This is a genomic window from Microbispora sp. H10885 (assembly GCF_014161415.1).
Classification (GTDB): domain Bacteria; phylum Actinomycetota; class Actinomycetes; order Streptosporangiales; family Streptosporangiaceae; genus Microbispora; species Microbispora triticiradicis.
This window is the reverse complement of record NZ_JABBWY010000023.1, coordinates 1-12,644: the sequence shown is the minus strand read 5'-3', so window position 1 is coordinate 12,644 and position 12,644 is coordinate 1. Positions and strand designations below refer to the sequence as shown.

The following is a 12,644-nucleotide window of genomic DNA, read 5'->3' as shown; positions in this document are numbered from 1 at the left end:
GGCCGGCGTACTCCCAGTGCACCAGGTCGTAGGAGCGCAGGACCGGCGCGCCGGGCGAGTAGTGCATCGTGGAGGCGGAGTAGTAGTAGGTGTCACCGACCCGGATGATGTCGATGTCGGCCAGGTCCTCCCACAGCACCGGGTTGGTGAACGTCCCCGAGGGCGCGCTCGGGGACGCCGACGGTGACACGGACGGGGACGCGGACGGGGAGCTGGTGCCGCCGTCGACGCGGACGAGCTGCCACTGCTGGTTGGTGCCGCCCCAGTCGGAGTACTGCACGATCTTGCCGCCGTCGGCGGTGGAGGCGTTCTGCACCTCCACGGCCTTGCCGCTGTTGCGGTTGATCAGCCGGACGTAGCCGTCCGAGGAGTCGGCCAGCCGGAACTGCTGGTTGACGCCGTTGCCGTCGCTCCACTGCACGACGGCGGCGCCATCGGCCGTGGAGAGGTTGTAGACGTCCAGCACCTTGCCGGAGTGCCGCGACTGCACGCGGTAGTAGCCGCCGCCGGAGTCGAGGAACCGCCACTGCTGGTTGTTGCCGTTGTTCCGGGTCCACTGCACGAGCGACCCGCCGTCGGCCGTGGAGAGGTTGTACACGTCCAGGGCCTTGCCGCTGTTGCGGTTGACCAGCACGTACCAGGCGTTGGTGTCGACGGTCGCGGCCGTGGCCGGCGCTATGGACACGAGCGCGCCGGCGAGCACGGTCGCGAGCGCCGCGAGCAGGCACGTCAGGACGGCCGCGGGCGATCGTCGCCGGCGCCCGGTCACGCGGGGCGGCACTGGCTGCATGTCTTCTCCTCTGGGGGGTGGAGGCGGTGGGAGACGGGCCCGCCCTCCCTCACTGGCGGAGGGGGGCGGGCCCGTCCCTGTGGCCCCCGGCTGTGGAAGGCGAAGGCCGGGGGCCGGATTCGGCGGATCGGGTGGGGCCGGTCGGCCGGTGGAGCCGGTCACAGGTCGGCGCGGTGCCGCCGGCCGTGCCGGTTCCGGTCACGTCCAGGCGCGGGCCCGACCGCATGATGCTTCTCCTGTGAGTGCGAGGGGGCGGAAGCGTTCACGACCGGTGGCCGCCGTACGATCGGGCGCGGCCGTCCGGGGCAAGTTATCGCTAACATTCGGCCGCGCGAGGCACGGCACGAACACCGGCGACGGGCCGCTCCGGAGCGGGCTCCGCGGCCACGCCGGGCGCTCGCCGCGACGACCCCTCGCGGAGGTCACGCCGCGCGTGGTCGTGCCGGGCCGGGGAACCGGTGGGCAGGCCCGCCCAATCCTGTGAGCGCTAACATTGCGGCGATGTGAACTCCCTTCTCACATCTGACGAATGTCGGTGGTGGTGCGGCGGAGCCAATACGACGGCGCGGAGCGTGTCAACACGCGGGCCTCTCCCAGGTGTTCACCCGCGGCCGGGAGGAGCGCCCGAACTGGGACGACCGCGAAGCTGCCGGTCCGCCCGCGGCTCGGCCCCCGGTGAAACTTTCACGGCCGCCGTCACGGCACGCGGACGCCCGAACCGCCGCGGATATCGCCCGGACAGGAGCCCTGCGGCCGGACGGCCGGCCCGGGTCCTGACGGACCGCCGCCGAGAGATCGACACAACGCCTTGACACGTTACGCCGACGTTTCCAAACTGATCCCCGGCGGCCTTCCTCCTGCCCGGTCGGTGGTGAACGGCAGGGGCCGCATGCCGGTGCCGCGGTCCGTGACGGGCCGTGTGCGACGCCGCGGGCGTCTTCCCGCGTTCATCCGCGTTCGTTTCAGCACTCGCTCTTCCCGCACCACCGTTCCGTCAGCACCACCTTCGGCAAGCACCCCGTTTCAGCAAGACCCCGTTTCAGCAAGACCCCGTTTCAGCAAGACCCCGTTTCAGCAAGACCCCGTTTCAGCAAGCACCCCCGTTCATCAAGCACTGGAGGCTCAGGCATGGGCGAAACCGCCATACCTGTGAGACGAGCCCGGCGACGACTCGGCGGTTCCCGCCGGGTGCTGGCCGCCGGGGCTCTCGGCGTACTCGGGGTGGTGACGGCCCTGGCGGCCTCCACCCCCGCCGACGCCGCGGCGAGCACCCTCGGGGCGGCCGCCGCGCAGAGCGGCCGCTACTTCGGCACCGCGATCGCGGCCGGCCACCTGAACGACTCGACCTACGTGGCGACGTGGGACCGGGAGTTCAACGGGGTCACTGCGGAGAACGAGATGAAGTGGGGGCCAATCGAGCCGTCCCGCAACTCGTTCAACTGGGGCTCGGCCGACCAGATCGTCAACCACGCGGTCAGCAAGGGCATGAAGGTCCGCGGTCACACCCTGGTGTGGCACGCCCAGCTGCCCAGCTGGATCAACAACAACATGTCGGCCAGTGACCTGCGCTCGGCGATGACCAACCACATCACCCAGGTCATGAACCACTACAAGGGCAAGGTCTTCGCCTGGGACGTGGTCAACGAGGCGTTCGCCGACGGCGGCGCGGTCGGCACGCTACGCGACTCGATCTTCACCCAGAAGCTCGGCAACGGCTTCATCGAGGAGGCCTTCCGCGCCGCGCGGGCCGCCGACCCGAACGTGAAGCTCTGCTACAACGACTACAACATCGACAGCGCCACCGCCGCCAAGACGCAGGGCGTCTACAACATGGTGAAGGACTTCAAGGCGCGTGGCGTGCCGATCGACTGCGTGGGCCTGCAGTCGCACTTCGGCAACCCGCCGTCGAACTACCAGCAGAACATCGCCCAGTTCGCCGCGCTCGGCGTCGACGTGCAGATCACCGAGCTCGACGTCGGCGGTTCGGGCTCCACCCAGGCCGACGCCTACCGCCGCGTCGTCCAGGCCTGCACGGCCGTGCCGCGCTGCACCGGCATCACCGTGTGGGGCATCACCGACAAGTGGTCATGGCGCAGCGGCGACACCCCGCTGCTGTTCGACGGGAACTTCAACAAGAAGCAGGCCTACACCGCCGTCCTGGACGCGCTCAACGCGGCGACCCCCAACACGAGCCCGTCGCCCTCGTCGTCGCCCACCTCTACACCGACGAACTCTCCGCCCCCCGGCGGCACGAGCTCGCTCAGGGGTGTGGCGTCGGGCCGGTGCCTGGACGTCAACGGCGCCTCGCAGACCAACGGCGCCACGGTGCTGATCTGGGACTGCAACGGCCAGAACAACCAGAAGTGGACCTCCACCAGCGCGTCCGAGCTGCGCGTCTACGGCAACAAGTGCCTGGACGTGAACGGCGCGGGCACGGCGGACGGCACCGCGGTCATCATCTGGGACTGCAACGGCCAGAACAACCAGAAGTGGCGCCTGAACTCCGACGGCACGATCACCGCCGTCGGCGCGAACAAGTGCCTGGACGTGGCGGGCAGCGGCACCGCCAACGGCACCAAGGTGCAGATCTGGTCGTGCACCGGCGCCAACAACCAGAAGTGGACCCGCGTCTGACCCCGTCCCCGGTCTGACCCACCCGGGTCCCCCACCACCGGGTCCCCACCCGGGTCCCGACCACCCAGGCGTTCCCTTCCGGGAGGCGCCACGCCGAAGCCGGTCCGTGCGAGTCTCGCGCGGGCCGGCTTCCGGCTTTCCCGGGACGGCCGGCGTCTCCCCGCCCTGCCTGTGCGTCATCGGTGACGTCGCCGGTCAGAGGGCCCATGCGAGGCACCGGCGAACACCTTTATGAAACCGGTTCAAACAGCGGGGTTGACACGTGTTGTGTTATCGCTAACATGCAGAACACCTCATCGAGAGCGGGGAACCGGCGGATGACGAAGGTCCGGCCTGGAGAGAGCCCGGCCGAGCGCCCGAGGGCGGCGGTCATGGAAGACGTCGCGGAGCTGGCGGGGGTGTCGGCGATGACGGTGTCGCGGGTGCTGAACGCTCCGGAGAAGGTGCGTCCGGAGACGCGGGAGCGGGTGCTGGCGGCGGTGCGGGAGCTGGATTACCGGCCGAATTCGGCGGCGCGGATGTTGGTGACGGGGCGGTCGGGGGTGTTGGGGGTGGTGTGTTTCGACACCACGTTGTACGGGCCGGCGTCGACGTTGTTCGGGGTGGAGCAGGCGGCGCGTGACAGTGACTATCTGGTGAGTATCGCGAGTCTGCCGGTGCTGGATCGGCGGTGGATCGGGCGGGGGGTGGATCGGCTGCGGTCGCAGTCGGTGGACGGGGTGATCGTGGTGGCGCCGCATGAGTCGGCGGCCGAGGGGGTGCGGCAGCTTCCGGCGGGGTTGCCGGTGGTGGTGGTCGGCGGGGGTGGGGATGTGCCGGTGCCGGTGGTGGCGGTGGATCAGCGGGCGGGGGCGGCGCGGGCGACGCGGCATCTGCTGAGTTTGGGGCATCGGACGGTGTGGCATGTGGCGGGTCCGCCGAACTGGGTGGATTCGCGGGGCCGGGCGGCGGGGTGGCGGTCGGTGCTGGAGGCGGAGGGCCGGGTGGTGCCTGAGCCGTTGGTGGGGGATTGGACGGCGTCGTCGGGTTATGAGCTGGGGCGGCGGCTGGCGGCCGATGAGGCGGTGACGGCGGTGTTCGTGGCCAATGATCATATGGCGATGGGGGTGTTGCGGGCGTTGCGGGAGGCGGGCCGGCGGGTGCCCGAGGACGTGAGTGTCGTGGGGTTCGACGACGTGCCGGAGGCGGCGTACTTCTGGCCGCCGCTGACCACGGTGCGGCAGGACTTCGGCGAGCTCGGCCGGCAGGCGTTCCGGCTCCTGCTGCACCGCATCGCGAGCCGCGACGGCGAGCCGGCGCGCCTCGTCGAGCCCGAACTCGTGGTCAGGGAGAGCACCGGCATGAGCCCCTGAGAGCTTCCGCCCGGCTCCATGGCCGGGCGGGAAAACCGCGCCCCGCCGGTCTAGGCCCCCGGCGGGACGCGAGGAACAACCATTCCGAAGGAGATTGTCTCATGCGCAAATTCACAGGCGCGCTGGTGGCAGGGCTGTTACTGCTGCTGGCGGCCGCGTGCGGCAACAGCAGCGGGGACGGCGGGAACACGACCGCCGGCGGTAAGGGGACCGTGGGCATCGCGATGCCCACCAAGTCGTCCGAGCGCTGGGTCAAGGACGGCGACAACATGGTCCAGCAGTTCAAGTCGCTGGGCTACGACACCGACCTGCAGTACGCCGAGGACGTGGTGGAGACCCAGGTCTCCCAGGTCGAGAACATGATCACCAAGGGCGTGAAGGTGCTCGTCGTCGCGGCCGTCGACGGCGCCGCCCTCACCGACGTGCTGCAGCAGGCGGCCGACCAGAAGATCCCGGTCATCGCCTACGACCGGCTGCTGATGAAGACCCCCAACGTGGACTACTACGCCACGTTCGACAACTTCCAGGTCGGCGTGCAGCAGGCGGGCTACATCGAGGACAAGCTGGGGCTGAAGGACGGCAAGGGCCCGTTCAACATCGAGCTGTTCGCCGGCTCCCCCGACGACAACAACACGGTGTTCTTCTTCAACGGCGCCATGTCGGTGCTCAAGCCGTACATCGACTCGGGCAAGCTCGTGGTGCGCAGCAAGCAGACGAAGCTGGAGCAGGCCGCGACGCTGCGCTGGGACGGCGCCACCGCCCAGGCCCGCATGGACAACCTGCTGAGCGCGAACTACACGTCCGAGAAGATCGACGCGGTGCTCTCGCCGTACGACGGGATCAGCATCGGCATCATCTCCGCGCTGAAGAGCGTCGGGTACGGCTCCTCCGGCAAGCCGCTGCCGATCATCACCGGCCAGGACGCCGAGCTGGCCTCGGTGAAGTCGATCATCGCGGGCGAGCAGACGCAGACCGTCTACAAGGACACCCGCGAGCTGGCCAAGGTGGCGGCCTCGATGGCCGACGCCGTCGTCCAGGGTAAGAAGCCCGAGGTCAACAACACCGACAGCTACAACAACGGCGTCAAGACGGTGCCGTCGTACCTGCTGAAGCCCGTGTCGGTCGACAAGGACAACTACAAGCAGATCCTGGTCGACGGCGGTTACTACACCGAGGCCCAGCTCACCGGCTGAGCCTCGCGGGTTCACGGCACGAAAGGGGCCTCCGATGCCCGACCATATCCTCCGGATGCGGGGGATAACCAAGGAGTTCCCCGGTGTCCGCGCGCTCGACGACGTGAACTTCGACGTCGAGCGCGGGACCGTCCACGCCCTCGTGGGCGAGAACGGCGCCGGGAAGTCCACCCTGATGAAGGTGCTCAGCGGGGTCTACCCCCACGGGAGCTACGAGGGGGAGATCCTCCTCGACTCCCGCCCCTGCGCCTTCCGCGGCCTGCGGCAGAGCGAGGCGGCGGGCATCGTCATCATCCACCAGGAGCTCGCGCTCATCCCGGGCATGTCCATCGCGGAGAACGTCTTCCTCGGCAACGAGCGGGCGCGGCGCGGGGTCATCGACTGGCACGCCACGTCGGACGAGACCGTGCGCCTGCTGGAGAAGGTGGGCCTGCGCGAGGACCCGGACACCCCGGTGAACGCGCTCGGAGTGGGCAGGCAGCAGCTCGTCGAGATCGCCAAGGCCCTGGCGAAGGACGTGAAGCTGCTCATCCTCGACGAGCCGACCGCCGCGCTCAACGAGACCGACAGCGAGAACCTGCTGCGGCTCCTGCGTGACCTGCGCGACCACGGCATCACCTCGATCCTCATCTCGCACAAGCTGAACGAGGTGATGGCCGTGGCCGACGCGATCACGATCCTGCGGGACGGCCGGACGATCGAGACGCTCGAGGTCGCCGACGGGGTGGACGAGGACCGCGTCATCAGGGGCATGGTGGGGCGCGACCTCGACCACCGCTACCCGCCGCGCACCCCGGAGATCGGCGACGTGCTGTTCGAGATCGAGGGGTGGAACGTCTTCCACCCCACGGTCCCCGACCGGCAGGTCGTCCGCGACGCGAGTCTCACCGTACGGCGCGGCGAGATCGTGGGCATCGCCGGGCTCATGGGCGCCGGCCGCACCGAGCTCGCGATGAGCGTCTTCGGCCGGTCCTACGGCGCGCGGATCAGCGGCACGCTCCGGAAGGACGGCCGCGAGCTGCACCTGGCCACGGTGGGCGACGCCATCGCGGCCGGTCTGGCGTACGTCACCGAGGACCGCAAGGAGCTCGGCCTGCTGCTGGAGGAGGACATCCGGCGCAACGTCACGCTGGCGAACCTGCACCGCGTCTCACGGCGCTCGGTCATCGACCTGCACCGGGAGGTGGCCGACGCCGAGGGGTTCCTCCACCGGCTGCGGATCAAGGCGCCGGGCGTCTTCACCAAGACCGGCAACCTCAGCGGCGGCAACCAGCAGAAGGTCGTGCTGAGCAAGTGGATGTACACCAACCCCGACGTGCTCATGCTCGACGAACCCACCCGGGGCATCGACGTGGGCGCGAAGTACGAGATCTACACGATCGTCCAGCGGCTCGCCGCCGAGGGCAAGGGCGTACTGCTCATCTCCTCGGAGCTGCCCGAGCTCCTCGGCATGTGCGACCGGATCTACGTGATGAGCCAGGGGCGGATCACCGGTGAGCTCGGACGGCGGGAAGCGACACAGGAGGCTGTCATGAGGCTGATGACGAACACACCGGCGGTGGCCCGATGACCGTGGTGGACCGCCCGGCGACCACCCCCGCGTCCTCGGGCGGGTCGTCCGGTCCCCGCCTGCGGGGGAACCTCCGGCAGTACGGGATGATCGCCGCGTTGGTCGTCATCGTCGTGCTGTTCGAGATCCTGACCGACGGCATCCTGCTCAAGCCGCTGAACGTCACCAACCTGATCATGCAGAACGGCTACGTGCTGGTCCTGGCGATCGGCATGATGCTGGTGATCATCAACCGGGAGATCGATCTGTCGGTCGGCTCGGTGGCGGCGTTCGTCGGGGCGGTCACCGGGGTGGCGATCGTGAACTGGGGCCTGCCCTGGCCGCTGGTCGTGGTCGGCGCGCTCGTCACGGGTGGGCTGATCGGGGCGTTCCAGGGCTTCTGGATCGCCTACGCCCGCATCCCGGCGTTCATCGTCACGCTCGGCGGCATGCTGCTGTTCCGCGGTCTCAGCATGGTCGTGCTGCAGGGGCAGTCGATCGCGCCGTTCCCCTCCGGGTTCCGGCAGCTCGGATCGGGCTTCGTGCCGGAGGTCGGCGCCGGCGACCTGCACCTGGTGACCATGCTGCTCGGGCTCGCCGGGGCCGCGGTGATCGTGTGGAACGACTGGCGCTCGCGCGCCCGGCGCCGTGAGTACGGCCTCGGTGTGCCCGCCCTGCAGTGGTTCGTGCTCAAGGCCGTCGCGATCGTCGCCGCGATCGGGGCGTTCGCCTGGGTCCTCGCGGTCTACCAGGGCCTGCCGATCGTCGGCCTGGTGGTGATCGTGCTGACCGCGGCGTACTCGTTCGTCACGACGAGCACGGTGGTCGGCCGGCACATCTACGCCGTCGGCGGGAACGAGCGCGCGGCCGCGCTGTCGGGTATCGCGACCAAGAAGACGAAGTTCTGGGTGTTCGTCAACATGGGCGTGCTGGCCGCCCTCGCCGGGCTGATGTTCGCCGCCCGGCTCAACGCGGCCACTCCCAAGGCGGGCACGAACTTCGAGCTCGACGCCATCGCCGCGGCCTTCATCGGCGGCGCCTCGGCGTCGGGCGGCGTCGGCAGCGTCGTCGGCGCCATCGTCGGCGGCCTGGTCATGGGCGTGATGAACAACGGCATGTCGCTGCTCGGCCTCGGCGTCGACTGGCAGCAGGCGATCAAGGGCGGCGTGCTGATGCTCGCCGTGGCCTTCGACGTCTACAACAAGAACAAGTCGAAGTAGACGCGACCGGGTGACGGGGAGGCACGGACCGCCCCGATGCGCCGGCCGGACATGTCGTGCATGTCCGGCCGGTGTTGTCGTCTCGTCACACCCCGACGAGGCGGCGGGTGAGCGGCTCTCCGCGTCGCCGCGCCCTGTCCCCTAGAATCGGAGTCACAGCTCCTGTTGAGCGGCGCGGAGCACCTGCTCGGAGAGCGGCCAGGCGCGGGGGGTTCGATGACCAGATCGCTGCGCTCGGACGCCCAGCGCAACAGGCAGCGCATCCTGGAGGCCGCCGAGGTCGTGTTCGCGCTCAAGGGGCCGTCCGCCTCCACCGAGGAGATCGCGCAGAAGGCCGGCGTCGGCATCGGGACCGTCTTCCGCCACTTCCCGACGAAGGAGGCGCTCCTCCAGGCGATCATCAAGGGTCTCGCCGTACGCGTCGCCGCCGAGACCGGGAACCTCGCACGCACCGGCGAGCCGGCCACCGCGTTCTTCCAGTTCTTCACCTGGGTGATCGGTCAGGCCGCGGAGCAGCGGACGGTCGTCGACCTGCTGGCCGAGGCGGGTGTCGAGGTCATCGTGGCCAAGCCCGTCAACGCGCTGCGCGACGCCGTGGCCGCGCTGCTCACCGGGGCCCAGCGCGCGGGGGCCGTACGGCGGGACGTCGGGGTCCCCGAGGTGCTGGCGCTGCTGATCGGCCTGTGCCAGGCGTCGCTGCACGCCGGCTGGTCGCCCGAGGTCCGCGACCGCACCCTGGCCGTCGTGTTCGACGGGCTGCGCCCCTCCCCCGCCGCCTAGTAGTGCATAGCTAGATCTGTAGGACCTATCGGCGCAGGTGCCGATGAACCACACCAAATCCATCCCCACCAACTTCACGGCGCCTGTGCTCTTGTTCCACTGGTCAGACGCTCCGGTCTCCAGGGCGACGAGGAACTCGGCGACCCGTTCGGCGAAGTACCAGGACGGCTCCTCGTCCCACGCCGTGATGCCGGTGAAGAGGTTGCCCGCTGGCAGGGCCCCGGCGTTCCCGCGTTTTGTCTGGTGGGACTACCTGATGCCCTCCGGCTGCGGGCTGATGCCGAGCGAGGTGGCAACGGCGGGCGCGTCCTTCACGATGCCCCACGTCCAGCCGCACTCGAACTTGTTGTGTTCGTCGGCGTCCTCGGGGGTGGCGCAGCAGCTGACAGTCGTGCTTGTGGCGGGCGAGGGTGCACTGGTGCCGTTCGAGTACGTACAGGGAGGCGTCGAGAAAAGTGCTGGTGCTCCTCGTGGTAGCCGTGGCGGGCGGCGAGCCCGTCGAACAGGGCGTTGACCTGCGGCAGCATGCGCGGAGGGCCGATGGAGGAGAGCCGACGACCGCCGAGAGGGGCGCAGGCACGCACGAGTCGAGCCGCTACATCGGCACCGAGCACATTCTTCTTAACCTGATGCACCTTGGAACACTTCCGCCGTCAGAGATGCTCTACCTGCGGATATATGAATCGCTTCCCCGCGAGGCTGATCTTCAAGTTAACCTGATGCACCTTGGAACACTTCCGCCGTCAGAGATGCTCTACCTGCGGATATATGAATCACTTCCCCGCGAGGCTGATCTTCAAGATGCAGAGACATCTGAGAATCCGCACTCTTGAATTGTCGCCATCCCCAGCCCCATATATCCTGAGCTACGAAGTCGAGAGCCCCCGGCCTTGGGAGGCCGGGGGCTCTGGCGAACCTCCTGGCAGAGGTCCGCGCGACTTGCCAAGTACCAACTGCCGGACCGGTAGTCAGGCCGCTAGTACGCTCGCTAGGCGTGTCTAGTGTATCTGCTGTGCGTGTTTCTCGTCATCCTCGGTGAGTCACATGCCCTTGAAATCGCCCGATCCGGCGGTTGGTTCCATCATTCAAATTGCTGGAGGAATCAATTGCCAGAACCGTTGGATCCCAATCATCGAGGTTTCCTTCCCTCATCCGTATCGGAAATCGTCTCGAAGTTGGCGGCGCTCAGTGAGGCGGTTCCGTACTACGTTCCACGGGAGACCTGCCGCAAGCGCTACCACGAGAACATCCGCATTCTGGTCATCTGGCTTATCGTTGTCGTCATCGTCGTGAAGGTTGGCGGCGTTCCTGTCACCATCACGATCGGCGGCTGACCAGCGGAAACAAGTTAGGGGCGGCGTCGGGCATGTGGCCGGCGCCGCCCTGTGGCCTCTCAGCCTTGAAGTGTCCTCCCGCCAAACTTTGCCCCGTCGCGTCGCCCAGATCGGCACCTCTCCGCGTTATCGCCCCACCCACGAAAACTCCTCGCAAGCTCGGACATTCCGCAGAGCAGGAGAACGTCGCTCACAGGCTCCGCCACGAGCTCCCCCTCCGCCTTGCGATCCACCGCTCTCGACACCGCTCCACCCAGGCAGGCCCTGGCGGTCACGGCACCGGCCTTTATCCGCCCTGGCTGTCGATCTGCGAGAGCATCGGGCCGATCAGCCGGTTCAGCTCCCGGACCAGCACCACCAGGGCCCGGTGGGCCAGCTCCGGCAGGTCCTCGGCGGGGCCGTCCGGCGCCGGAGGAAGGTCGTCGAGCGGCAGCGGCGCGTCCACGAGCAGGACGGGCCGGACGAACGGGATCTTGGTGAGATCCCGCTCGGCGGGCTCGACGTACTGGCCGAAGATCTCCGGCCAGCCCTCCCAACCCCGGTCGCGCCACCAGGCCCGCGACGCCGTGAGCGCCGCGGGCGGGGGCGAGACCAGGCTGATGCGGGCGATCATCGACCCGTCCCAGCCGTTGCGCACGCACGAGGCCGACAGGATCCGGCGGTGCCACCGCACAAACCCCGGCGAGGCGACGGGAGGCGTCGCGACCCGCCAGGCCGCGCAGGCGAAGGCGACCGGGGCGATGTCGCCCCAGACGCCGTCGAACTCGCCGATGTTGTCGCGCAGCAGCTCGGTGTAGCGACTGTCACCGCCGTGTGCGCGCTCCCGGTCGGAGCGGGTGTCGATCCAGAACGCCTGGTCTTCGCGCATGTGTCCCGTCTTCCGGCCTGAGGGCGCGCGGTCAGCGAGCGGGCAGCGCGGCGGGAGCCGCTCCGCCGGCCACATGCGAGGGCCCGGCTTCCCCGGTGAAGACGAACTTGGCGTTGTCGCCCTCGCCCTCGATGTCGATCCTGACGACCTGGCCCGGCCGCAGCTCGCCGTAGAGGATCTTCTCCGACAGGGTGTCCTCCAGCTCGCGCTGGATCGTCCGGCGCAGCGGACGGGCGCCCATCACCGGGTCGTACCCCCGGTCGGCCAGCACCTGCTTGGCCGCCGCGGAGACCTCCAGGCCCATGTCGCGGTCCTTGAGACGCTCGGCCACCTGGGCGAGCATCAGGTCCACGATCTGGATGATCTCCTTGGGCGTCAGCTGGTGGAAGACCACGATGTCGTCGACACGGTTGAGGAACTCCGGCCGGAAGTGCTGCTTGAGCTCCTCCTGCACCTTCGCCTTCATCCGGTCGTACGTCGACTCGCTGTCGTCGGCCTTCGAGAAGCCCATCCCCACGCCCTTGGAGATGTCCCGGGTGCCGAGGTTGGTCGTCATGATGATGACGGTGTTCTTGAAGTCCACCACCCGGCCCTGGGCGTCGGTCAGCCGGCCGTCCTCCAGGATCTGCAGCAGCGAGTTGAAGATGTCTCCGTGGGCCTTCTCGACCTCGTCGAACAACACTACCGAGAACGGCTTGCGCCGCACCTTCTCGGTCAGCTGGCCACCCTCCTCGTACCCGACGTAGCCGGGCGGGGAGCCGAACAGCCGCGAGACGGTGTGCTTCTCCATGAACTCCGACATGTCCAGCATGATCAGCGCGTCTTCGTCCCCGAACAGGAACTCCGCCAGCGCCTTGGACAGCTCGGTCTTACCGACTCCGGAGGGGCCGGCGAAGATGAACGAGCCACCCGGACGGCGCGGGT

11 protein-coding genes are annotated in these 12,644 nt (G+C 68.8%); 8 read left to right on the top strand and 3 right to left on the bottom strand.

What is annotated here, in order from left to right; genetic code table 11:
- On the bottom strand, positions 1 to 790 hold a 790-nt coding region (locus HHX37_RS35265; RefSeq protein WP_182888166.1), incomplete at its 3' end, for an RICIN domain-containing protein.
- A gap of 1,149 nt (positions 791 to 1,939) precedes the next feature.
- Between HHX37_RS35265 and HHX37_RS35260 the strand changes: the two genes are divergently transcribed.
- The 8 genes from HHX37_RS35260 (at position 1,940) to HHX37_RS35225 (ending at position 10,852) form a co-directional block, all read left to right on the top strand.
- Entirely contained in the window at positions 1,940 to 3,424 is a 1,485-nt protein-coding gene (locus tag HHX37_RS35260) for a lectin (protein WP_310740676.1), read from the top strand.
- Between the two features lie 317 nt (positions 3,425 to 3,741).
- Positions 3,742 to 4,776 carry a LacI family DNA-binding transcriptional regulator gene (locus tag HHX37_RS35255; RefSeq protein ID WP_182888164.1) on the top strand — a complete coding sequence of 345 codons (1,035 nt, stop codon included), beginning with the start codon at positions 3,742 to 3,744 and terminating at the stop codon, positions 4,774 to 4,776.
- A gap of 101 nt (positions 4,777 to 4,877) precedes the next feature.
- On the top strand, positions 4,878 to 5,969 hold the full coding sequence (chvE, locus tag HHX37_RS35250) for a multiple monosaccharide ABC transporter substrate-binding protein (RefSeq protein ID WP_182878208.1): 1,092 nt from the start codon (positions 4,878 to 4,880) through the stop codon (positions 5,967 to 5,969).
- 34 nt (positions 5,970 to 6,003) lie between these two features.
- Positions 6,004 to 7,539 (top strand): multiple monosaccharide ABC transporter ATP-binding protein, encoded by a 1,536-nt coding sequence (gene mmsA / locus HHX37_RS35245; RefSeq protein ID WP_182888163.1) that lies wholly within the window; start codon positions 6,004 to 6,006, stop codon positions 7,537 to 7,539.
- A 2-nt stretch (positions 7,540 to 7,541) separates the two neighbouring features.
- Positions 7,542 to 8,738, top strand: a complete 1,197-nt coding sequence (gene mmsB / locus HHX37_RS35240; protein WP_396777656.1) for a multiple monosaccharide ABC transporter permease — start codon at positions 7,542 to 7,544, stop codon at positions 8,736 to 8,738.
- Positions 8,739 to 8,954: 216 nt separating this feature from the next.
- Positions 8,955 to 9,518, top strand: coding sequence for a TetR/AcrR family transcriptional regulator (locus tag HHX37_RS35235; protein ID WP_182882258.1), 564 nt, complete (start codon positions 8,955 to 8,957; stop codon positions 9,516 to 9,518).
- Positions 9,519 to 9,973: 455 nt separating this feature from the next.
- On the top strand, positions 9,974 to 10,351 hold the full coding sequence (locus HHX37_RS35230; RefSeq protein WP_182888161.1) for a hypothetical protein: 378 nt from the start codon (positions 9,974 to 9,976) through the stop codon (positions 10,349 to 10,351).
- 183 nt (positions 10,352 to 10,534) lie between these two features.
- Positions 10,535 to 10,852 (top strand): hypothetical protein, encoded by a 318-nt coding sequence (locus HHX37_RS35225; protein WP_182888160.1) that lies wholly within the window; start codon positions 10,535 to 10,537, stop codon positions 10,850 to 10,852.
- Between the two features lie 286 nt (positions 10,853 to 11,138).
- On the opposite strand, the gene HHX37_RS35220 is transcribed toward HHX37_RS35225, so the two are convergent.
- The gene (locus HHX37_RS35220) at positions 11,139 to 11,720 is read right to left on the bottom strand and encodes a hypothetical protein (protein ID WP_182888159.1); all 582 of its coding nucleotides are present in this window, start codon (positions 11,718 to 11,720) and stop codon (positions 11,139 to 11,141) included.
- A gap of 31 nt (positions 11,721 to 11,751) precedes the next feature.
- Positions 11,752 to 12,644 (bottom strand): AAA family ATPase (locus tag HHX37_RS35215; RefSeq protein WP_182888158.1); only part of this gene is annotated, 893 nt, incomplete at its 5' end.